The organism is Corynebacterium sp. 401_CJEI (assembly GCF_001076435.1).
Lineage (GTDB): Bacteria > Actinomycetota > Actinomycetes > Mycobacteriales > Mycobacteriaceae > Corynebacterium > Corynebacterium jeikeium_D.
In genome coordinates this window covers 21,618-44,100 of record NZ_JVIP01000020.1, presented here as the reverse complement: position 1 = coordinate 44,100, position 22,483 = coordinate 21,618, and the positions used below count along the sequence as shown (strand labels likewise).

Sequence of the window (22,483 nt, the reverse complement as noted above, 5' to 3'; positions counted from 1 at the left end):
TTAACGACGGGTAGTTGCGCACAAGGTGGCCGACAACGAGGCGCGTGGCCGAATGGCTACCCCTGGAAGTAATAAAAGTGAGCTTGCTGGGGAACAACTGGGGCAGTTCGTCCGACTAATAAGGCATGACTTCAATAGCCACAGGCGATGCCGCTGGAACGCCAGCCGCAAACCCCGTCGCACAGACTCAGAAAAATGGTGGGCCACGAGCATTACTGCACCGAATCCATGTCGTTGCAGGCATCCTCGTTGCGCCACTACTTGTTATTGCAGCTATCACAGGCGTGGCGTATGCCCTCGCCCCGAGCATAGAAAAGGTGGTTTACCACGAAGAGCTAACCGCAACATCAAGCCTTCCCGCACAACCGCTGGAAAAGCAGGTTGAGGTCGCGCAGCGCGTGCACCCTGACCTGCCGGTGACCGCAGTGCAGGTCCCGGAAAAGCCGGGGCAGACAACGCGAGTCATGTTCAATGACGAGCAGCTGAAGTCGGAGTCCTACCGACATGCGGTGTTCGTTGACCCAGGCGACTTGAGCATCAAGGGTGACCTGGTGCAATACGGTTCCTCGGCGGCGCTGCCACTGCGGGCGTGGATCTCGGAAGGGCACCGCCGGCTCTGGATTGATAGCAACTTTGGTCGCCTCTACTCCGAGACGGCAGCATCCTGGATGGGCGCACTGGCCATCGGTGGCCTCTGGCTCTGGTGGGACCGTTCGCGTCGCAAGCGGACACAGGGAACAAGTAAGAGGGCGCATCATATGCGTCGTCACGCGAATGTTGGCGTGGCGGTTAGCGTTGGACTTCTGTTCCTGACCGTCACCGGCCTGACGTGGTCGTGGGTGGCTGGAACGGGCATCGCAAAGCTGCGCGAGACGATGGACTGGTACGCGCCGAAACCAGCTATGACTGCGACTGCACCAGCGAATTATGACTGGTCAGAGGCAGATAGTGTTATGAAACTCGCACGTGCCGAGGGGCTGGCCGGGAAAGTCGAACTGACACCACCGGAAGCTGGCACCGTGTGGATGGCCAAGGAAGCCCGCGAGGAATGGCGGATGGGCATTGAGACCGTCACCGTTGACGGCTCGACCGGAGCGATGGTCGATCGGATTCATTTTGCGGACTGGCCGCTGCCGGCGAAACTGACCGAATGGCTGATTAACGCGCACATGGGCATCCTGTTCGGGTGGGTGAATCAGCTGATCCTGGCGCTGATTGGTGTCGCTCTGTTGGCGATGATTGTGCGCGGTTACGCCATGTGGTTTGGGCGCGGTCGAGGTGGCCGTCCTGGCAGGCTCCCGGCGCCGACGCGTTGGCGGGACATTCGCCCGGGAGTTGCAGCGGCCGTTGTGGCGCTGCTGATTGCCTACTCGGTGGTTGCACCACTGTTTGGTGTGACTCTCGTTGGCTTCGTGATCGTTGATTGGGTCTGGCGGAAGCTGCGGAGAGGTTAGTGTAGGTTCTGTCGCCTTCGGGTTCCCTGTACCTAACGGCGTGGTAAGACCCATGAAAAACACTCAGGAGGGTAAACGCATGACAAGGTATTGGGACCACAGCGGCAGTATCTACAAAGACGACGGTCAGGAAGACTGGTGCGTTTACAATCCGTCTTTGCGTGATTGGGAGCGCACCCCGCGCGCTAAGGAAGCCTACGACAAGGCAGGCCAAGACTCGTTCGACCCCATCACCGAGCAGCAAGCACTCGCTGAGATCGCAGAGCAGCAGGAACAGCATGACGAAAGGGTGAAGAGCAAAATCAAGGAACTGCGCGCGAGAATGAAATCGGTCGGTGCGCAGGCCAGGCAGGCTGACGAACAGCCGTATCCAACTTTTTCTCAGCAGTCCGCCGCATACCGTGAGGGCGCGCAGGCCTACAACGAGGGCAAATCTTGGCGCGATAACCCGCATGCCCCCGACTCAGGTCTAGCCGCCCCGTGGCGCATGGGTTTCAATACCCGCAAGCAGCAGGTAGCGGAGATTAGGGCACAGCGAGCCGCCGCCGCGCAACAGGAGAACTAGGCCCTGGCCGCAAAAACGCTCAACCAAAGCTCTAAATTCCTCACAAATTCCCGGTTCCATCCCCACTCAATCTGTTACACTTAGCAAAACGAAACCCAGGAGCTTGGTGTGCAGTACTTTTTCACGGTCCATGGCCGCAGAGATATCAACGCGTATGACTCTGATGAGGAAATGCACGCTGCCTTTGAACGGATTGGACGCTTCAATCAGAAGCTCCAGGACGAAGGCCACTGGGTTATGTCCGGCGGGCTGGTACCGCCGGAGGATGCCATGACGGTGCTGCCGGATGGTTCACATAGCGATCTGCCGTACTACAACGCGATGACGTTCCCGTCAGCTTTTTGGATTGTCCAAGTCGCAGACGAGCAAGAGGCCATCAACCTGGCTCACGAAGCCGCGGAGGCGTGTGCGCAGGCCGTTGAAATGCGCGCCGTCGCCGATTAACTCACCGCAGCCCGTGCACCCGGCGCATGATGGTCAACATCGCTTGCGTCGGGATTCGCCGCATGAAGGGCACCGCAACGCTTGCCGACGACCCCCGCGCCACCAGAGCCAAAGGTCGCTCGGCAGATACCTCGCGCATAACCACCTCAGCAATCTCCGAAGCGGGAATGCCATCTTCCTCATTGGCATTCAACTTCGTCAGCATGCGGTGGACATCAGCAGCGTAAACGGAACCCTCATCGCCATACGTCGTCCGACGTGTAGAAATCCCCGTGTTGATGGCACCCGGCTCGACAACCGTCACCCCAATACCGAACTGCGCGACTTCACCGCGCAACGAAAGCCCAAAGCCGCGGATAGCGGCCTTCGTCGCCACATAGGAAGAACGGTAGGACAGCGGCAACCCGCCGAGCATCGAGCCAACCAGCACAATTCGGCCACGACCGGCCTCGCGCATGCCAGGCAGCAGCTGCTGTAACAGCTCCACCTGCCCCAGAACATTGACTTGGAAGAGACGCTCAAGCGCCTCGCGGGGTAGCTCCTCGAAAGCGCCCGACTGGCTCTCACCGGCGTTGGCGACGACGACGTCGTAAGGCCCGTGGGCGACCACAGCAGCGATGTCGTCGGCGCTGGACATGTCGAGTGCCACCATCTGCACGCCCTCGGGGTGCGGCGCCTCGGCGCCCCTGCGGGACGTGCCAACGACCTCGAAACCGTCCTTGACCAGTGCCTCCGCGCATGCCCAACCGATGCCGGAGGAAGCGCCGGTCACTAACGCACGGCCGCCACCTACACTCGGCAGTTTCGGTCCGCGGGTGAGATTCGCAAAAGCACCGGTCAGGCCATCAGTCATCGAGCCTGCACCGCCTCAATGGTCATGCCGCCCGCGCGGAGACGGCGGGACAGGGCGTCGCCAAGCGCGACAGTAGGAGTGAGCACGCCGGTAGCGTCCGGCAGATCGTCGTGGACGAGTGCGAGGGCGGCGCTGGAAATCATAATCGCGGTGCCTGCGTACCCCGGGTCTTCCTCGAGAGACACCTTGGAACGCCAGTGAATGCCGGAGGTATCGACAGTGTAGGCCTCGATGGTGAAGCGACCCTCGGCCTGTTCTTCAGCGCTCGGGCCCTCACCCGGCTTCGGCAGCTTCTTATCAATGAGCTTGGCCGTCGGCCCGAACGCCATCGCCGCCAGCGCCAACCTGCAGACAGCCGCAAAAATATTTGCGCGGACGAAAGCCCTCGGGCCACGGCCGACATTGAGTAGCTCGCGGTAGCGGAAGGAATCACCGTAATCCGCCAGCATCGCCGAGCGCTGAACAATTCGGGTGTTGAACGGCGACATGAAGAAGGGCGCTCGCCAGTGGCGGCGGAAGCGCGCCGGGCGCAGGTCGACGCCGAACTTACCCTGGTCGGGACCCGGCTCAGCCAGGGCGTACTGATCGGCGATGATGCGACGCAGCTTGGGGTCCTTCTTGGCCTGTGCAAGCTGGACGCGGACCGAATCGATAGTGCCGCCGGAGACACCGCCCTTGACGTGCTTGAACAGCAGGGTTGTTTCACCGAGCTTGGTGTGGGCCGCCTCGTGGAGCTCGCGGACAGCGACGTCGGAAGGAATCGAGTCGAAGCCGCAAGAGTGAACAATCTTCGCTCCGGTCTGCTGTGCCACCTCGTGGTTATTCGCGATGGAGTCGTGGACGAACAGCACCTCGCCACACAGGTCGACGTAGTGAGTACCGGCCTTGGCGCACTCGGCCACCAGGGTGCGACCGTACTTCGCATACGGCCCCACAACGGTCAGCACCACCTTTGTACTGGCCGCAAGCTCAGCCACCGCCGGCTGGTCGGCAGCATCCGCAACAATGACCGGCCAGTCCGATACGCCTGCGTTCTCCGCGACGTCGGCAAGCTTCTGGGCGTTCCTGCCTGCAAGCGCCACCTTCGTCTGACCGGCGTGTTTAGCCAGATAGTCCACAATCAAACGGCCCACGAAACCCGTGGCACCGTAGACGACGATGTCGTACTCGCGGTCGTGATTGCGACTCTGTGGCTGTGCGGAAGAAGTAGTCATGCCTACGAAACTAATAAAACGAAAGCGATACCGCGGGCGAATTAAAAAGGTTTTCTGAATCCGTGTATTCAGCGAGGGGTTTGGAGGGAGGGCTAACGTAGGACAAGTGACTAGCGCTAACGAAAACCCCGAACAGATCGAAGGACTGCGGCCAGAAGATCCCGGATTCCGTCGCGCGCTTATCGCTGTGCTTTTCGCCGGCCTGGCATCGTTCCAAGCGCTCTACGCAACGCAGGCACTACTGCCCACGCTTTCCGACGAGCTATCGGTCGACCCCGCCACCGCCGCGCTGACGGTATCCGCCACCACCGGTGGCTTGGCCTGTGCGATTATCCCGGTGTCCATTTTGTCGGAACGCTTTGGGCGCAGGCGCGTCATCGTCATCAGCGCATTTGTGGCAACGCTACTGGGGCTCGTGGTGTCAATCGCGCCGGGCATCGGTTCGATGATTGCGCTGCGCCTGTTGCAGGGCATTGTCATTGCCGGTGTGCCCGCAGTGGCTATGGCGTATGTCAGTGAGGAAGTCCACGCCGACCACGTCAGTCGCGTGATGGGGCTGTATATCTCGGGCACGACGGTCGGTGGCCTGCTCGGCCGTATCATTCCGTCCATTGTGCTGGAGTTCGCCTCCTGGCGGGTGGCGATTGCGGTCTCGGCGACGGTGGCGTTCATCTTCGCCATTCTGACCTGGTACTTCCTGCCGCAACAGCGCAGGTTTAAGCCGAAGAAACTGTCGTTTGCAGGGGAGGGGCAGGCCATTGCGCGACACTTGCGCGACCCGCGCATCCTGGCGCTGTGCGCCCTGGCGTTCCTGTTTATGGGAGCGTTTGTCTCCCTGTACAACTACCTGGGCTTCCGGCTGGGCGATAAGTTCGGGCTCTCCCCGGCACTGGCAGGGTTCGTATTTATTCTCTACCTGTCGGGCACGTGGTCGTCGGCACGCGCGGGTGTGTGGGCGAAGACGGTGAGCCGCCGTCGCCTCATCGCCATTGCGACTCTGGCGGCGTGCATGGGCCTGGGGCTGGCGCTGCTGCCGTGGCTGCCCGCGCTGATCGTGGGCGTGCTCGTGTTCACGGCATCGTTCTTCGTGGCCCACTCGCTGTCCTCGTCCGGTGTGGGGCTGGTGGCGCAGCGCGACCGCGCCGAGGCATCATCGATGTATCTGTTCAGCTACTACGCGGGCTCGTCCATTGTCGGTTGGGTATCCGGCATGGTGTTCAGCCGCTTTGAGTGGGCAGGGCTGATTCCGTGGCTGGTGGCGCTGTCCTTCATCGCGGGCGCGTGTGCCGTAGCGGGGTTGAAGCCGCGGCGCTAAGGGTAACGCGGTAGGGGGAAAATCGCCAGCAAGGTACATTTAGACACCAAGAAACGAACCCTTAATGTAAAAAACGGTGATTTTTTACATTAAGGGTTCGTTTTTAGGGCACTATATGTAGAAAGCATCATGTAAAAAGCATTGGAAACAGAAGGGGGAGACTCGCCGTGAAGCACTATCCGCTTAAGAGGATCTTCCACATGTCTGCACACGATGCGGAACAGGCAGTGGAGAGCGAGTACCAGTCACGCAAAGACTCCCCGTCGACGATTCAGTGGCACTTTCCGCTGGGGCAGTGGCCACTCTTTTGCTGCATTACAAGCGATCTCGCAGCCAAGGTTGAAAAGATTCTGTCTCTAGAGCTGCAGATTTCACAGTTGTGGAATCGTCTGCCGGGTGCAGCGCGGACTCACTATCTCTTCAATCTGCTCCTGGCCGAGGTGGTAGCCACCAATGAGATTGAGGGAATCCACTCCACACGGCGAGAAGTCGCCGAAGCGTTGGACAACACTTCGGGAACCCAGCACAAGCGCTTTCATGAGTTCAGTCAGCTCTATTTCCGGCTGGCAAACGATGAGCGGATTGAGTTTCCGACAACGCTCACAGGGATCCGGCAGCAATACGATCAACTTCTCGGCGATGAAATTGGCGCCGAGGACGAGTTAGACGGTGAACTCTTTAGAGCATCAACGGTCACAATTACCGATGGGCAGCGACAGATTCATCGCGGTGTTGAAAGTGAAGCTGCCATTCACCAACTTCTCAATGAATTCCTGGAAACGGTGAATTCCTCAGAGGACAATCGGCTTATTCGAATCCTGGCAAGCCATTTCATGTTCGAGTTCGTTCACCCGTTTTATGACGGCAATGGTCGGATGGGGCGTTTTCTGCTGTCAGTGGCTTTGCGGGAGACACTCTCACCTGCCACAGCGCTGACTATTTCTCGCCAACTCGCTGAGGATAAAGCGAAGTATTACAAGGCTTTTACCACTACGGAAGACCCAATGAACCGGGGCGAAGTCACGTTCTTCGTCGAGGTGATGGCTGATGTCATTCTGAATGCTCAGCAGTATTTGCTGGAAGAGCTGCAGATGAAGTCCCACCAGTGCGAGAAGCTTGAACAGCGGGTAGCTGAGCTAACCAACTCGCCCGAGCAGGCACTATCCGTGTCGCTGACAGACAACGAGATCGGGACGCTGTTTGTCCTGGCACAGGCTCGGTTGTTCGGACCTGATTATGGAATCAAGCTCGAACACGTCGCCGACACCATCGGCAAGGAGAAGCGGACAGCGCGAAAGTATCTCGCCGAGTTAGAGGCTCAAGGACTGGCAACGCCGACGAGCCGCCGCCCGCTGCGATTCCAGCTGGCGCCGGCTGGCGTAGACCTTCTAGGCCTTGAACCCACCGAACACTAATCTGCTTCCGGAACCTACTTCTGGCCCACAATCAGCTCAGTGCCTTCGGCTGAAAGCGATGCCTGGCCAGCGGGCTTACGCGAGGGGCCAGAAACAACCTCACCAGTAGCAATGTCAAATTGGGAGTTGTGGTTCGGGCAAATCATCACACCATTGCTGACCTCAGTGATGCGACCATTCTGGTGCGGGCAGGAACTGGAGAAAGCGGCGAACTTGCCTTCCTCCGGCTGCGTGACGACGTAATTGCCGATCACCACACCGCCGCCAACCGGAATGTCGGCAGCGTCAACCTTTTCCACCGCAGACTTTGGTGCACAAGCGGCTACGAGTGCGCCAGCTGCAGTGGCGGCAGTTCCCAGGAGGAAACGACGACGGGAGCACGGGGAGACATCAGAACTCATGGCATTGAGATTACCTCTATTTCGCGACCTTTATTTCTGATAGGAGCGCTCACCGAAGATGGCGCGTCCCACACGGACGGTGGTCGCCCCCTCGGCGATGGCTTCGCGGTAGTCGCCGGACATACCCATTGACAGTTCGTTGAGGCTGACACCGTCCGGCAAATCCCCGAGCAGACTGTCCCGCAGCTCCCGCAGCTCCGCGAAGGTCTCGCGCACATTCGGATCATTCTGGGCCGCGATGGTCATAAACCCGCGCAGACGCAGGTTCGGGTATTCGCCATCGGGGCCAAACATGCGGACAAACTCCGCCGCGTGACTCGGCGCCAGACCCGACTTCTGCGGCTCGCGGGAGGCATTGACCTGAATCAACACATCGAGCTTGCGCTCGGAATCGGCCAAGCGACGCTGCAGCGCCCCGGCCACCTTCGGGCGATCCAGCGCCTGAAACTCATCAGCACAGCTGACCAAGTGGCCGGCCTTATTCGTCTGCAGTGGACCAATGATGGCCATATGCGGTGCCTTGTCGCCGAAGGCCTCCCGGAATGCCTCCGCCTTGGCCACCGCTTCCTGGACGCGGTTTTCCGCCAGGCCAGCGCAGCCGGCTGCTGCGAGCTCCGGCCAGGATTCCACCAGGGCATCGACAGGCACAGTCTTGCTGACGGGCAGCAGGCGGACCTCGGAGGGCTGGCGCCCAGCTCGTCGGCAAGCGTCGTCGATCTCGGAGCGAACCTTGCGATAGTTTTCCACGAACATACCTCCCACTCTAAGGCCTGAGTAGGAAGAACTGTGCGGTAGTGTCGAATCATGCTCATGGACAGACTCTCGACGCTTTCCGTCATGCAGAGACGGATCTTGGCAATTGTATTTGGGCTGGTGTCGCTGGTCGTTGTCATCGACCTCATCTATCTTGCGGCAACTGCCTACATGATGGACCTCGAGGTCTTCCAGGACGCCGGCTGGGCACTACGACGAGACCAGGATCTCTACTCACCAGAGTTTCCCACCAGATCGGGTTTCCGCTTCATCTACCCACCGTTTGCGGCGCTGCTGTTTTACCCGCTGACCTGGGCGGGGCCGGTGACCCTGCAGATCATCTGGACGTTCGCCACGCTGGCAGCGGTGTGGGCGATGCTGTGGATGGTCTTCACTCGTCTCGGTTCTGAGCGTCCGAAGCTGATGGCTACCTGCGTGCTCGGTGTTGTGATGCTACTCGACCCGCTGCGCGCCAACGTACTCTTCGGGCAGATCAACGTCTTCCTCGCGCTGCTGGTGGTCTCCGATGTGCTGGGCTTTTTGCCCAAGAAACTGCGTGGACTGGGCGTGGGTATCGCGGCGGGAATTAAGATCACTCCCGCGGCATATGCGCTGGTGTTCCTCATGCGCCGTGACTTTGCGGCCGTGGCCAAGAGCTTCTGCTGGTTCCTGGTGACCGTCGCTATTGGTTTCGCCGTGCGCTTTAAGGAGTCCATCTACTTCTGGACCGATGAGTTCTTCGCCGGCAACCGCGGTGGCGCCCCGACCTATGAGGCCAACCAGGCGTTCAGTGGTCTGCTCGCCCGCGCCGGGGTGGAGGGTACCGCGCTCGATATTGGCATCTACGGTTTCTTCCTCATCGGTGCCATCGCCGCCGCCTTCGTGGCGTGGATCTACCACCGCAATGGTTATGATGTCGCAGCCCTTGGTTTCGCTGCGCTGGCGGTCAGCTTCGCCGGGCCATACGCGGTCAGCCACCACTGGTCGATCGTCATGGTCTTCGTGCCGCTGGTGCTCTTCGTCCGCGAGATCGGGCACATTATTGTCGGTGTCCTGTTCATGATCGCCCACTGGTGGGCACCGTACGAGGTGTTCGTGGGCAATGACTTCGGCCACGCTGCCAATGTGGGGCAGTGGTTCTACGGCAACATGCAGGGAATCATGGGCGGCGTGCTCTTCTTCACCTGCCTGGGCTACGCAATCTACCTCTGGCGCAAGCCCAGTCGCGTGCGGGCACAGGCAGCTGCTTAACGACGGGCTTGCTTAACGACGACGCTTCGTTCTCGCAGTAGCCTGCTCCTTCCACGGGTTCTCCGGCCACGGGTGCTTGGGGTAACGGCCCCGCATCTCGGAGCGAACCTGTGCGTAGGCGCCATTCCAGAAACTTTCCAAGTCCTGAGTGACCGCGAGGGGTCGCTGAGCCGGTGACAGCAAATGCATTGTCACCGGCTTTTCCAATACCTGCGGGGTCTCCGCCAGGCCGAAGCACTCCTGCAACTTCACGGCGAGCACAATCTTTGCCTCAGGGTCCGTGGGGTCCTCCGGGTACTCCAGGCGAATCTTCGAACCGGAGGGGACCTCCAGGCGTTCGGGCACCAGCCGGTCGAAGTCCGTGGCCTCCGGCCAGGGCAGCAGGCGGCGGAGGTGCTCGGCATCTAGCTTGGGAGGGGTCGGGCGGTCCAGCTCGCCAGCAAAGAGGAGCTCGGCCTGGGCCGCGAGCCCTGCGGGGGAGACATCCGGCCATGGGGCACCGCGATGAGTGTGGAGAAAGGCCATGCGGCGGCGGAGTTGTTCGGTGTCGCGGTCGAGGTTGGGGGCGGCGTCGGCAAGCGCGTCGGCAAGCCAGGCGGAGTTGGCAGCAATGCACTGCTCAGGTGTTGGGGAGACCTGGCGGGAGGACAGCTCGATGGCGCCGAGCAGGTCACGCTCGCGGGCGCGAACGCGGCCCTGTTCGACGCGCGCCGTGGTCTCCGTGCGGGCGAGGTGGCCGGCGGCGAGCATGGCGATTTCCAGGTCGATCGCCTCGCCGTCGCGAATCAGTGCGCGGCCGTGTGAGAGCCGCGAGATGTCGGCGGCCGCGATCCATTCGTGGCCGTGTAGGTCAGAACCGCGGGCGAGTTCCGCTGCGGTGCCGCCGGTGAAAAGGTACTCGTCGGAATTCGCACTGCGCCGTCGCCCGATGAAATCCGGCCACGCCAGGGCCGTGACCAGCGCGGGGATGTCCGAGGGCAGCAGGTTGGCGGGGGCTTCAGTATCCAGCTCAATGCGGCGCACCTGCTTGGCCAAGCCGCGGGCATCGGTGAGTTTCTCCACCGCGCGTGCGACCGCGTCGGCGTGCTGCGGCATCATGGCCGTGGCGGTCAGCAGCGCGCGTCCCATGCGCGGATGCACCGGCAGGGTAGCCAGGGTGCGGCCGAGTTCCGTGATGTCACCGGCCTCATCAACAGCGCCCAGGCCAGCGAGAATGCGGTTTGCAGCCTCGGCGTGGTGGGGTGGTGGGGCGTCGAGAAGCTTCAGTCCCTGCATCCCCGGCGTGCCCCACGCGGCGGCGTCGAGGAGCGCTTGGGTCAGGTCGGCGACCTCGATTTCCGGCGCGGGCCAGGCGGGAAAGGACGCGAATTCCGACTGGGAGACGCAGCGCACCACGATGCCCGGGCCCTCACGTCCCGCTCGGCCAGCGCGCTGGTTCGCGGAGGACTGCGCACACGAGCTGGTGACCAGGCCGGAGAAGCCACGCGCAATGTCGAGTCGCGGTCCGCGCGCGAGGCAGGCGTCGACAACGGCGCGCACGCCCGGCACAGTCACGGATGATTCCGCAATCGCGGTGGACACAATTACGCGTCTACCATCCGCTTGCCGACGGAACACGCGGTCCTGCTCCTCGGAGCTCTGCTGGCCGTGCAGCGTCAGCACCGCCACCTCCGAGGAATCCGCGATATAACCCGCGCAGCGTTCCACCTCGCGGATGCCGGGGAGGAAAACCAGCACATCACCGGCGGCTTCTTCCGTGAGTGTGCTGGCCTGGGCGGCAACGTGCTGCAGGAAGTCGTCGGTCACACCGCGTGCATCCAGCCGTTGCGGAAAGGGCGCGTAGCGGATGTCCAGCGGGAAGATCTCCGCCTCCGCCGCCACAATGGGGGCCGGGGTGGAGCCGCCGAGCAAGGCCGCGAACTTCGGCGCGTCCACCGTTGCCGACATAGCGGCAATGCGCAGGTCATCGCGGATATCCCGCAAGTCGCGCACCATCGCCAACACCAGGTCGGTGTCCAAGCCGCGCTCGTGCAGCTCATCGATGAGCACCGCGCTGGCATCCACGTCGCCGTCGCGCAGCAGTCGGCGCAGCAGCACACCGGGAGTGACAAACTCAACGCGGGTGGTGCGGGAAACTTTTGCGTCGCCACGCACCGAGTAGCCAACTTCCTCACCGAGCTTCGTGCCCGACAACTGCGCCAACCGCCGCGCCGCCGAGCGCACCGCCACGCGCCGGGGAGCCGTGACCACAATGCGGCCACCCAGGGTGTTGGCCACCGCCGGTGGAACCAACGTGGTTTTGCCGGTGCCCGGTGGGGCCTGGACTACTACGTCGTGGTCGCGCACGGCGTCGGCAAGCGAGGCGAGCTGCGACGCGAACGGCAGGCCTGCAGAAATGTTCTGCAAATTGAACTGGAAATCGGTGCTCATAGAACTGGTAGTAACTCCGGAAAGGCGGGTAAAGTGCCCGCATATGCAGGACTTATCTCGTTTTGGTTGGCTTTCAGTGGGGGCGGCGGTCGTCACCATCGCGCTGAAGTTTTGGGGCTACACTCTAACCGGATCGGTGGGCCTGCTTTCCGACGCGACGGAGTCGATTGTCAATCTGGTTGCGGCAGTTGTCGCAATTATCGTGCTCAAGGTTATCGCGCGGCCCGCAGACCGCGACCATGAGTTCGGCCATTCCAAGGCAGAGTACTTCTCGGCCGGGCTGGAAGGTGCCATGATCTTCGTGGCGGCGGCGGCCATTATTTATGTCTCCATCGAGCGGTTGGTGAACCCGCAGCCGATTGAGCAGATTGGCCAGGGCCTCGTCGTGACCGTAATTGCCTCGGTGATCAATGGTGCGGTGGCGCTGATTCTGCTTAAGGCCGGGCGCCAACACAACTCCCTGGCGCTGACCGCCGACGGCAAGCATCTGATGACCGACGTGTGGACCTCCGCCGGAGTGCTCGTAGGTGTGGCGCTGGTGTGGGTTACCGGCCTGTGGTGGCTTGACCCGATCATCGCGCTGGCCGTGGCCGTAAACATCCTGGTCACCGGCTACAAGCTGCTGCGCGATTCCGGTAACGGCCTGATGGACAAGGCCATGGAGGGCGACGACCGCGTGGCGGTGGATGAGATTTTGGCCTCGCACCGTGACCGGAGTCGTGGCATTGACGTCCACGAAATCCGCACTCGCGAGTCGGGGCATCAGCAATTCATTGAGTTCCATGTGCTGGTGCCGGGCGCGTGGAGCGTCGAGCGCGGCCACGATGTGCTCACCGCGATGGAGGATGAGCTGCGGGAGCGCTTCCCAGGTGTGCATATTTCCTCGCATCTGGAGCCAATTGAGGACGAACGCGCCTATGGGGATGTGCAGTTGTAACGCGCGTGAGGCAAATTCCACGAAAGCGCTGAAAGTGATGAGCCTTACACTTTAAGATTGTGTATACAAAATCATGCACTGTTTAAGTCCACTCGAAGGAACTGCATAAATGACCTCCGAAGCCTCAACCACTTCCACTGGGGATAGCCGTTTTTCCGCGAAGAGCCCGAAGTTGCCGGAGCCGTGCCCTCGGCAGGACATCATTATTCCGGCTAATGACCGCGTCCTGCTGCGCGGAACCATGTTCCGCCCGAAGGAGAACCCAGAGAACATTCCCAACGGCATCATCACCGTTCACTCCGGTACCGGTGTGCCGCAGGGTTTCTACCACCGTTTCGCTGAGACCGTGGCAGAAAAGGGCTACGGCGTTATCACCTATGATTACCGCGGAATTGGCCAGTCCGCTCTGAAGACTGACCAGAACAACGAAGACATCCGGATGTCGGACTGGATCACCAAGGATATTCCGGGTGTGATCGAGTGGGCCAAGGAGACCTACCCGGACGTACCGCACTTCGCTGTCGGCCACGCGGTTGGCGGTCACGGCATCGTCTACGCCGGCTCCGAGGGCACCTATGACGCAGCGGCGTTGGTCAACTGCCGCGGTATGCGTATTTCCAAGGTGCCGTCCGTGGCGGGCAAGGTCCGCGCATTCTTCATCTTCAATATTCTCGGCCCGATTAGCGGTTTCATTACCGGCCACATTCCGGCGTCGGCGTGGCGTCTGGCTGTTGAGCCGCCGAATGGTGTCATGCGTCAGTGGGCTCGCTGGGCTCGCAAGGAAGGCTACTTCTTCGACGATTCCGAGTTCGACTTCGCTAACCGCTTCTCCAAGGCTCCGCAGCCGTTCCTGTCCATCCGCGTTCCGGATGATTACTGGACTGAGGAGTCCTCGGCAGACCTGATCACCAATGTGATGAGCTCTGCGGAAAAGATTGAAAAGCGCCAGGCTCAGCCGGCTGGTGGTAAGGGCGTGGGCTACGGTGGGTACTTCCGCTCCGGTCACGAGAAGGAGTGGGACGAGCTGCTGGCCTGGTTCCAGGCCAACAAGGGCTAAGTAGGAGGTTTTATGGCGATTTCCCAGGTAGAAACGCCTTTCGGCGTGCTTGGAATCGCCACCTCCGCTCGCGGGGTCGTCGAAGTCAATCTCTTAGGCCCCGTGCTTGACGACGACCCCAGCGCCGCCGACCCCGAAGCGCAAGCGGTGGCGGAACAGGCAGCGCAGCAGTTCCGCGAGTACTTTGCCGGGCAGCGCCGCGAGTTTGCGCTGCCGCTGGACTGCGACATATTCACCCAGGATTCTTTCCGCGCTCGTGCGCTGACCGCACTGCGCGACGTGCCGTATGGCCAGGTTGTGACCTACGGTGAGCTCGCTGAAATGGCCGGATCGCCTCGTGCCGCCAGAGCTGCCGGATCGGCCTGTGCCACCAATCCGCTGGGCATTCTGATTCCCTGTCACCGCGTGGTGCCCGCCAGTGGGGGAGCGGGGTCTTTCGGATCCTATGCCGGCGGCCGCGAAATGAAGCGCTGGCTGCTCGAACTCGAAGGTTGGCAAACAGTTATTCTTTAATGCATGACTTCGCATTCTCCGCGCGACCAGTTCGCCACCGAATTTGAGAACATCATCCGCAACCGCCGTGCCACGCGCGTCTATGCTGACGAACCGCTTGACGACGCTGACGTGCGCCGCCTCCTGGAGCTATCTCTGGAAGCTCCCAGCGCCTTTAACATTCAGTCTCGGGCTATCGTGCGCATCGAGGACCCTGAGGTGCGCCAGCAGGTAGTGGAAGCTGCCGGTGGTCAGAAGCAGGTTGCCAATGCGCCGCTGCTGCTCGCCTTCATTGGTGAGCCGACCGGCTGGAAGCGCGGTATTCCACGCCTGGTTGAGGCCAACAAGGCGACTGGCCTGTGGGACGAAGTTGCCGCTGCCGAGCGGGAAGCCTCGATGACCTCCTTCCATAAGGCCCGCGAGGAAAAGGGTCTCTCCCGCGAGTTCGCAATCCGCGACGCCATGATTGCCGCTTCTTTCGCTATGGTCACTGCCAGCGCCTTTGGTTGGGCTAGCTCCCCGATGACGGGCTTTAGTGAGCAGAAGGTCAAGGAAGCTATCGGTGCCGGTGACACCGATGTGGCAGTAGCGCTGTTGCTGGCCATCGGTGTCCCGGGTGAGTTCCCGGCTCACCCGGGCCGTTTCGAGTTCGAGCAGCGCGCCTACACCGACCGCTACGAGGCGTAGCAGCCCTAGCCCTACAGCGCGAGCGCTACCTCAACGGCCTGGCGGATGGCACGCTTTGCGTCCAGCTCAGCGGCCACGTCCGCGCCGCCGATGATGGTGACATTGGAGTTATCGCCGGTGACGCTCTCGCGATCCTTTCCGCCCAGGCAGTCCAGATTGGATACCTGACCAGTACAGACAATCACGTTGTCAACCGCGATGACCTGTGGCTTTTCATCGATGGTGATGTGCAGGCCCTCGTCATCGATACGGTTGTAGGTGACGCCGGTGTACTGCTTGACACCGGCCTTCTTGATTTCCGCACGGTGAACCCAACCAGTGGTCTTGCCCAGGCCCTTACCGATGCGGGAGGTCTTGCGCTGCAGCAGGTGCACCTCGCGCTCAACCTCAAACTCCTCAGCTGCGCCAGAGACCGTGCCCGGCTTGGTCAGACCCGCGCGGAACTCCGCAGGGTCACCGACGCCCCAGGCGTCCTTCCAGGCTTCGATGGTCTGGTTCGGCTTGCGAGTGAGGTACTCACACACGTCCACACCGATACCACCAGCACCGATGACGGCCACCTTGTTGCCGGCCTGCTTCGCACCCGAGAGCAGTTCGTCGTAACGAATGACCTTCTCGTGGTCGATACCGTCAATGCCCGGGATACGCGGGGTAACACCCGTGGCCACAATCACGTGGTCGAACTTGGCCTTGAGCTCGTCGACGTCGGCACGCGTGTTCAGGTGAACCGGAACTTCGAGTACCTCCAGACGGCGGGAGAAGTACTTCAGCGTCTCGCCGTAGTCCTCCTTGCCCGGAATCTTTGCGGCGAGGTTGAACTGGCCACCAATCTGGTCGGCGGCCTCGAAAATCTCCGGGTGGTGGCCGCGCTGAGCTGCGGCTTCCGCGAAAGCGAGTCCAGCCACACCAGCGCCGATGACGGCGACGCGCTTGGCCTTGTCCTTCGATACCGGCACGGATACCAACTCGGTTTCGTAAGCAGCCTTCGGGTTGACCAAACAGGTGGAGCGCTTGGCCGCGAAGGTGTGGTCCAAGCAGGCCTGGTTACAGGCGATACAGGTGTTGATCTGGTCAGCTCGACCATCGCCCGCCTTGATGGCGAAGTCCGGGTCAGCCAGCAGTGGGCGGGCCATGGAAATCAAGTCCGCATTGCCGTCAGCGAGGATCTTCTCCGCAACCTCGGGGCGGTTGATTCGGTTGGAGGCTGCCACCGGGACGTCGACAAGCGAACGGAGACGACCCGTCAGGTCCGTGAATGCGGCGCGCGGCACGGACGTAACGATGGTGGGGACGCGTGCTTCGTGCCAGCCGATACCGGTGTTGAAGACATCGACGCCAGCCTCGACCAGACGCTGCGCGAGTTCAGTGGTCTCGGACCAGGTCTGGCCGTCTTCCACCAGGTCAAGAAGCGAAATGCGGTACTGCAGTAAGAAGTCCTCGCCCACTTCGGCGCGAATGCGACGGACAATTTCGATGGGCAGGCGCATGCGAGCCTCGGCGCTGCCGCCCCAGTTGTCCGAGCGGTGGTTGGTGCGCTCGGCCAGGAACTGGTTGAGCAGGTAACCCTCGGAGCCCATAACCTCGATGCCGTCGTAACCGGCGCGCTTTGCGAGCTTCGCGGCGCGGACGTAGGCGCCAATGGTGCGCGAGACATCAAAGCCGGTGAGGCGGTGAGCCTTAAACGGGCTAATCGGCGACTGACCGGTATTGGCGGAGCGGGCCAGCGGGCTGTAGCTGTAACGACCGGCGTGCAGCACCTGCAGCACGATGTGGCTGCCGTGGGAGTGCACGAGGTCAGTAACGCGGCGGTGATTGTCCGCCATGCGCTTCGACGCCATCATCGAACCGGCCGGAGTCAGCCAACCTTCGATGTTGGGAGCATAACCGCCGGTGACGATGAGCCCCACGCCACCTTCGGCGCGCCGCCCCAGGTAGGCAGCCAGCTTGGGGATATCACGGGTGCGATCTTCCAGGCCGGAGTGCATTGAGCCCATGATGATGCGATTGCGCAGAGTTAGAGGACCGACGTCGAGAGGGGAGAGAAGATGTGGGAAGTGAGGCTGGTCAGACATGCAACCAGTATCGCGGTTTTAGCAGCTGCGTATGAGGTGAATCGGGAAAATTCCTGCACAGTTTTATATACGTTTCACGTGGAACATCAGGTGTAAAGCACGCGCAGTCTTCGGCGCAGGAGGGTGTCGTATGACTACAGTCGGGAATATCAGTAGACGCATGTAGCAAGGAGTTAAGCCCCCATGACCTCTGAAACTTCAACTAATGGCAAGAAAGTAGCTGTAGTTACCGGTGCTTCTTCCGGTATTGGTGCAGCCACTGCCAAGCAGTTCGCAGCTGAAGGTTTCCGCGTCGTGCTGGGAGCCCGCCGCGAGGACAAGCTTGAGGCTGTCGCGGAGGAGATTCGTGCTGCCGGTGGTGAAGCGACGGTCTACAAGGTTGACGTCACCTCTGACGCCGATGTGGCGGCGCTGGCTAAGGCCGAACCGCGCGTCGACGTGCTGGTTAACAACGCCGGTGGCGCCTGGGGCATGGAATCGGTTGAAGGCGCTGTCGAGGAAAAGTGGCGCTGGATGTACGAGGTCAACGTGCTGGGCACCCTGCGCGTCACCCGCGCGCTGCTGCCCGCATTGAAGTCCACCAGCGGCATTGTGCTCACCGTCGGCTCGATTGCCGGCCGTCAGGTCTACACCGGCGGCGCCGGTTACAACGCAGCCAAGCACGCTGAGCGCGCGCTGGTGGAAGTCCTGCGTCAAGAGGTTGCTGCCGATGGCGTGCGCGTCACCGAAATCGATCCGGGGCGCGTCCACACCGATTTCTCACTCGTGCGTTTCGACGGCGACGAGACCAAGGCCGCAGCGGTCTACGATGGCGTTGAGTCGCTGACCGCCGATGATGTTGCCGACATCATCGTGTTCGCGGCCACCCGTCCGAAGCGCGTCAACATTGACTTCCTGCAGGTGACCCCCATCGACCAGGTGGGCGGCGCGAAGCCGAAGAAGTAAACCGACTACATAGAGGAGCCGTACATGAGCATCGATATTGCCGCTGACACCAAGATTGCCCTGGTCACGGGTGCAAGCCGTGGCATCGGCCTGGCGGTTGCCAAGGATCTCTCCCGTGATCACCACGTCATTGTGGGCGCTACCAGTGCTGAGTCTGCTGAGAAGGTGGCGTCGCAGTTGCCGTCGGCAAGCGTATTCGTTGCTGACCTGGGTGATGTCGACGCCGTAAACGCGGAAGTGGAAAAGCTGTTGGAGGCGCTCGGTGGGCGCGGGCTGGATGTGCTCGTGCACTCGGCGGGTGTGTACGTCGATGGGGACGTGGCGGAGGTTTCGCGTGCGGACTGGTCGCGGATTATGGACATCAACGTCGTCGCCGTCGCCGACCTGACCCGCCAGCTGCTGCCGGCGCTGCGCAAGGCGGAGGGCACGCTGGTGACCATCAACTCGGGCTCGGGATTCCGCGCTTCAGCTGGTACTTCGCCGTATGCAGCATCGAAGTTCGCGCTGCGGGCGTTCACCGATGCGCTGCGCGAGGAAGAGCGTGGCGCGGTACGAGTCAGCTCCGTGCACCCCGGACGCGTCGATACCGATATGCAGGTTCAGCTGCAGTCGAATTGGCACCGCGATGATGCGGATTGGCGTTACGACGGCACGAAGTTCATGCGGCCTGAATCGATCGCAGCCGCAGTACGTCTGGCCGTTGATACCGGAGCGGACGCCAACGTGGATGAAATCCAGGTGCGCCCGCGCGGATAGCCGCGCAAAAGGTAGCGAAGATACACAAAAAGTGTGCCCACGCGGCGGATAGCCGGTGGGCACACTTTCGTGTACACGCTTCTTACTGAGCGTCCAGGTTCAGGCGCTCGTGCATTGCCTTGACCTCGCGCGGAACAACCTTGCCGATGGCGTTGCGCGGCAGGGAGTCGACGAAGAAGACGCGGTCTGGAGTGGAGTGCTCGGCCAGAGTTTCGCGGACGTACTCGCGCAGCATGTCCTCGGTGAGGTTCTTGCCGGCCTCATTGTCCTCGCGGACAACGTAGAGGAACAGGTCAGCGAAAATCTCGTCGTTTTCGTTGCTGCCGTGGCAGAAGACGTCGGCGATACCCGGCACCGGGCCGAGAATTTCTTCGACCTCGCGTGGGAAGACGTTCTCGCCGCCCTTGATCACCATGTCGTCGGAGCGACCACAGATGTACAGGTAGCCGTCCTGGTCGATACGGCCGAGGTCACCGATCTGGAACAGGCCATCGACGGTGGTGAACTTGTCCTTCTTGTTCAGGTAACCGATGAAGGAGAGCTCCTGAGCGGTGTGGATCATGCCAACCTCACCCGGCTCGACTTCCTTGCCGTCGTCACCCAGGATGCGAACCTTGGCGCCAATTGCCGGGCGACCTGCGGAGTCCGGGCGGGCTGCGAGGTCCGCGCCGGATGCGATGGAGCACAGGCCGGCCTCGGTGGAGCCGTAGAAGTTACAGATAACCGGACCGAAGCGGTGAGTCAGCGCGGAGACGAGCCAGCCCGGGATGGCGTTACCAGAGGAGACAATGAAGCGGAACGGGCCAATCTTGCGGTTCGGCTCCTCATCCAGAACATCCTTGATCTGGCGCAGGAAGAAGGCCGCGGAAATCATGCCGTTACAGCCGTACTGTTCACACTGGTCAACAGCCTTCTTCGGGTCGAAGACACGCATGGTGACAATGGTGGAGCCGGTAGCCATGCCAATCAGCACATTTGCCCAGCCCCAGGCGTGGAACATGGATGCGGACTGGTGAATGACCATGTTGCGGCGCCACGGAATACGATCGGCGATTGCACCCACAGTTGCCGGTGTCTTCGGCTCATTGCGCAGGACACCCTTCGGGATGCCGGTGGTGCCGGAGGACATGATGATGATGCGTCCCTGCTCCGGCTTCGGATCTAGCTTGGCGTTCGATGTACGACCTTCTTCAATGAGGTCTTCCATGAACACGAAGTTCTTGCCCGCGTTCTTGCGGGTCTCCGGCTTGGTCACGGAGGTAATAACGACGGTGACATCGTCGAGGTCTTCTGGCAGGTTGCCCAGGAACTCGTCATCGACGAACAGGAACTTGGCCTTATTCTGGTCAACGACACCGCGAATCTGAGTCGGGCCGGAGCCGATGTTCATCAGCATAATTTCGGAGCCGATGAATCCCTTGATGGCCATCGGCAGGATGATGCCGCGGCCGTTGCGTGCGATAACGCCGAAGCTGGACTTCTGGGTCATGCCACGGTCCATCAAGGCGCGAGCCAGGGCGTGGGCGTTGTCAAGCAGCTGAGAATAGGTGAGTTCACCGTCATCGTCGACAAGGGCGAGGCGATCCGGGTAGCGCAGCGCACTCATGGAAATCAGGCTGGCGACGGAGAACTTCAGGCGACGCAGGTAATCGAGAATCTTCGGCGCCGTCTTCGGAGTCATGTACAGGGCACCAGTACGCAGGAGTGGTGGAATCGACTGGGCAAAAGCCTTGATTTGGAGCCCAAGTGGTACTTCCGGAGCCTTCATTTCAGCTGCCATGGGTGAGAATCCTCCAAGATGATGGACAAGCGATTAATAGCGCCAAGCGACTCTTTAGTCACACTGACACCATCAGTCACGGTAGTGCGATTTTGTAACAACCAGACTTTAACAAACCTGTGCCGCGTCAAAAAGTAGTTTCCACGAAGAAAAGTAAAAAATACGCAGTCGGCGTGCGCAATGCTTTACGACGGATACCTTTTCGCGTACGGGCTCGAGGATACAGTGTTATCAAACAGTTATAAACCGACAGGAAGCAGTGAATATAACGAAAGGATAACACTGCGGTAACGAATTCAATTCTGATATTGACGTATATAACTCTATGAACCCAGGGGTTTTCGGTTGGTTTGTTTGACGGGGCGGGCAGTAGCTGAATGGCGGTCGCCCCCAGAAATTAGGGGGCTAGGAATCTTCTGAAAAATAGAAATGTTCGAGACTAGGAGGGGCGGAGGTTGCGAGTGCGTAGCTGAATAGGTGGCATATTCGCTGGCTTGAGCCTCGGTGTGCGGCATCGGTGAGCGTCGGAGGAAGTTGCCCTAATTCAGGGTTAGGGCGGCAAGTGTGGGCTCATCCTCTGGTGTGCAGGTAGAGAGCCAACGGTCGATGGCATCGTACTCCGCCTGTGTGAGCCACAGGTGGTATTTCTGTTTTACTGCCACCTGGCGAGCGACATACTGGCAGCGAAATGGCTTATTGGCGGGTACCCAGGATGCGGCATCGCTATCCCGCTTCTGTTGATTGGCGGGGCCATCGACGGCCAAGAGGTTGAGGGGGTCATTGGCAAAGTCCTGCCGAACCTCGGGCGGGAGTTGCTGTGCCCCCTTTTGCCAGGCGTCGCTTAAGGCTACGACATGGTCGATTTGAACGGCAGAAGAGGTATCGCGGCCACGCTGGAACTCAATCATCGTGCCGGTATAGGGATCCAGTAATTGCCCTGAAAGCACGACGCAATCGTGGCTATTTGGTTTGTACTCCTTATTAATAAGGTCACGATTCAAAACATCGTTTCGCGTGTCGCATCCGTTGTGCCCAAACTCGGCAGAGACGTCATCGCTCCAACGTTGTCCGAACTCATCGCGCGCATAGCCGGTTTTCGGTGCGCGCCCTTTTATCTCCAGCTGGTTGAGGGCGCTACGGATGCCGTCGATAGGCGATGTGCCGGGCGCTGGGGTGCCGGGGGAGTCTGGGGTGTGGGGCGCTTCAGGAATCTCGGGCGCGGGTTCCGCTGGCTCGGGCGTAAAAGCGGGTGCCGGGGCCGGGCTATGCGACTGGCTCTCTGGAGTGGGGTCTATGGGATCCGTGCAGCCGCTGAGGATTGTCGCTGCGCCGATAAGGAGGGCGAGGCCCTGTAATGGCGAGCGGAAACGACGGTTGGCGAGCATGGAGCTAACCATAGCGGTAGGAGGGGATTGGGTATGGAGGGGGTTTGCTAAAGAATCGAACAACTGTGCGTGGATAGTGGGGGTGGTAGCTCGATTAGGGGGTTATGAGATTAAAACGGGTAGTAAAAGCCTGGTTTTATTCGGGCTGGCAGGCTGGTCCAGCTCCTTCGGGGGTGGGCAAATACAGTTAATTCCCTAAATACGTATTGCAATACGCCTAGATGAAAGTGCATTGTTAAAACAGTTGGAAATATAGATAACCCGTGTCCCCCAATTG

20 protein-coding genes are annotated in these 22,483 nt (G+C 60.8%); 12 read left to right on the top strand and 8 right to left on the bottom strand.

Annotated elements, in window-relative coordinates:
• The first annotated feature begins 125 nt into the window (after positions 1-125).
• From ADM64_RS05410 to ADM64_RS05400, 3 genes are all read left to right on the top strand, one after another.
• Positions 126-1,454 (top strand): PepSY-associated TM helix domain-containing protein, encoded by a 1,329-nt coding sequence (locus ADM64_RS05410; protein WP_049193397.1) that lies wholly within the window; start codon positions 126-128, stop codon positions 1,452-1,454.
• 79 nt (positions 1,455-1,533) lie between these two features.
• Positions 1,534-2,019 carry a hypothetical protein gene (locus tag ADM64_RS05405; RefSeq protein WP_049193396.1) on the top strand — a complete coding sequence of 162 codons (486 nt, stop codon included), beginning with the start codon at positions 1,534-1,536 and terminating at the stop codon, positions 2,017-2,019.
• Between the two features lie 108 nt (positions 2,020-2,127).
• Complete coding sequence (locus ADM64_RS05400) at positions 2,128-2,463, top strand: YciI family protein (RefSeq protein ID WP_049189837.1); 336 nt, start codon at positions 2,128-2,130, stop codon at positions 2,461-2,463.
• Between the two features lies 1 nt (position 2,464).
• Here ADM64_RS05400 and ADM64_RS05395 read toward each other — a convergent pair whose 3' ends face one another.
• Together ADM64_RS05395 and ADM64_RS05390 are read right to left on the bottom strand one after the other, a co-directional pair.
• On the bottom strand, positions 2,465-3,316 hold the full coding sequence (locus ADM64_RS05395; RefSeq protein WP_049172563.1) for an SDR family NAD(P)-dependent oxidoreductase: 852 nt from the start codon (positions 3,314-3,316) through the stop codon (positions 2,465-2,467).
• On the bottom strand, positions 3,313-4,530 hold the full coding sequence (locus tag ADM64_RS05390; RefSeq protein ID WP_049193394.1) for a saccharopine dehydrogenase family protein: 1,218 nt from the start codon (positions 4,528-4,530) through the stop codon (positions 3,313-3,315). The genes ADM64_RS05395 and ADM64_RS05390 overlap by 4 nt, the downstream gene beginning before the upstream one ends.
• 106 nt (positions 4,531-4,636) lie before the next feature.
• Between ADM64_RS05390 and ADM64_RS05385 the strand changes: the two genes are divergently transcribed.
• Together ADM64_RS05385 and ADM64_RS05380 are read left to right on the top strand one after the other, a co-directional pair.
• Complete coding sequence (locus ADM64_RS05385) at positions 4,637-5,845, top strand: MFS transporter (RefSeq protein ID WP_049193393.1); 1,209 nt, start codon at positions 4,637-4,639, stop codon at positions 5,843-5,845.
• A 167-nt stretch (positions 5,846-6,012) separates the two neighbouring features.
• A complete protein-coding gene (locus ADM64_RS05380; RefSeq protein WP_049193392.1) occupies positions 6,013-7,260 on the top strand; it encodes a Fic family protein in 1,248 nt (415 codons plus the stop codon).
• Positions 7,261-7,274: 14 nt separating this feature from the next.
• Here the strand turns inward: ADM64_RS05380 and ADM64_RS05375 are convergent, their stop codons facing one another.
• Positions 7,275-7,661 (bottom strand): Rieske (2Fe-2S) protein, encoded by a 387-nt coding sequence (locus ADM64_RS05375; protein WP_049193391.1) that lies wholly within the window; start codon positions 7,659-7,661, stop codon positions 7,275-7,277.
• Between the two features lie 30 nt (positions 7,662-7,691).
• Positions 7,692-8,414 carry a YggS family pyridoxal phosphate-dependent enzyme gene (locus ADM64_RS05370; protein WP_049193390.1) on the bottom strand — a complete coding sequence of 241 codons (723 nt, stop codon included), beginning with the start codon at positions 8,412-8,414 and terminating at the stop codon, positions 7,692-7,694.
• 84 nt (positions 8,415-8,498) lie between these two features.
• Between ADM64_RS05370 and ADM64_RS05365 the strand changes: the two genes are divergently transcribed.
• A complete protein-coding gene (locus ADM64_RS05365; RefSeq protein WP_241486335.1) occupies positions 8,499-9,665 on the top strand; it encodes a glycosyltransferase 87 family protein in 1,167 nt (388 codons plus the stop codon).
• A gap of 12 nt (positions 9,666-9,677) precedes the next feature.
• Here ADM64_RS05365 and ADM64_RS05360 read toward each other — a convergent pair whose 3' ends face one another.
• The gene (locus ADM64_RS05360; RefSeq protein WP_049193386.1) at positions 9,678-12,095 is read right to left on the bottom strand and encodes an ATP-dependent RNA helicase; all 2,418 of its coding nucleotides are present in this window, start codon (positions 12,093-12,095) and stop codon (positions 9,678-9,680) included.
• A gap of 43 nt (positions 12,096-12,138) precedes the next feature.
• On the opposite strand from ADM64_RS05360, the gene ADM64_RS05355 reads away from it, so the two are divergent.
• The 4 genes from ADM64_RS05355 (at position 12,139) to ADM64_RS05340 (ending at position 15,268) form a co-directional block, all read left to right on the top strand.
• Positions 12,139-13,032 (top strand): cation diffusion facilitator family transporter, encoded by an 894-nt coding sequence (locus ADM64_RS05355; RefSeq protein WP_049193384.1) that lies wholly within the window; start codon positions 12,139-12,141, stop codon positions 13,030-13,032.
• A gap of 109 nt (positions 13,033-13,141) precedes the next feature.
• On the top strand, positions 13,142-14,089 hold the full coding sequence (locus ADM64_RS05350) for an alpha/beta fold hydrolase (protein ID WP_049189819.1): 948 nt from the start codon (positions 13,142-13,144) through the stop codon (positions 14,087-14,089).
• Between the two features lie 12 nt (positions 14,090-14,101).
• Positions 14,102-14,602: a methylated-DNA--[protein]-cysteine S-methyltransferase gene (locus tag ADM64_RS05345; protein WP_049172545.1), complete on the top strand. Its 501-nt coding sequence runs from the start codon at positions 14,102-14,104 to the stop codon at positions 14,600-14,602.
• Between the two features lie 3 nt (positions 14,603-14,605).
• Positions 14,606-15,268 carry a nitroreductase family protein gene (locus ADM64_RS05340; protein WP_049193382.1) on the top strand — a complete coding sequence of 221 codons (663 nt, stop codon included), beginning with the start codon at positions 14,606-14,608 and terminating at the stop codon, positions 15,266-15,268.
• 11 nt (positions 15,269-15,279) lie between these two features.
• On the opposite strand, the gene ADM64_RS05335 is transcribed toward ADM64_RS05340, so the two are convergent.
• A complete protein-coding gene (locus ADM64_RS05335; RefSeq protein ID WP_049193381.1) occupies positions 15,280-17,340 on the bottom strand; it encodes an FAD-dependent oxidoreductase in 2,061 nt (686 codons plus the stop codon).
• Positions 17,341-17,523: 183 nt separating this feature from the next.
• On the opposite strand from ADM64_RS05335, the gene ADM64_RS05330 reads away from it, so the two are divergent.
• Both ADM64_RS05330 and ADM64_RS05325 read left to right on the top strand, forming a co-directional pair.
• Complete coding sequence (locus ADM64_RS05330) at positions 17,524-18,285, top strand: SDR family oxidoreductase (RefSeq protein ID WP_049193380.1); 762 nt, start codon at positions 17,524-17,526, stop codon at positions 18,283-18,285.
• Between the two features lie 24 nt (positions 18,286-18,309).
• A complete protein-coding gene (locus tag ADM64_RS05325; RefSeq protein ID WP_049193379.1) occupies positions 18,310-19,041 on the top strand; it encodes an SDR family oxidoreductase in 732 nt (243 codons plus the stop codon).
• 82 nt (positions 19,042-19,123) lie between these two features.
• Here the strand turns inward: ADM64_RS05325 and ADM64_RS05320 are convergent, their stop codons facing one another.
• Both ADM64_RS05320 and ADM64_RS05315 read right to left on the bottom strand, forming a co-directional pair.
• Positions 19,124-20,821, bottom strand: coding sequence for an AMP-binding protein (locus ADM64_RS05320; RefSeq protein ID WP_049193377.1), 1,698 nt, complete (start codon positions 20,819-20,821; stop codon positions 19,124-19,126).
• A gap of 539 nt (positions 20,822-21,360) precedes the next feature.
• Positions 21,361-22,206, bottom strand: coding sequence for an HNH endonuclease family protein (locus ADM64_RS05315; protein WP_049193423.1), 846 nt, complete (start codon positions 22,204-22,206; stop codon positions 21,361-21,363).
• Between the last annotated feature and the right edge of the window lie 277 nt (positions 22,207-22,483).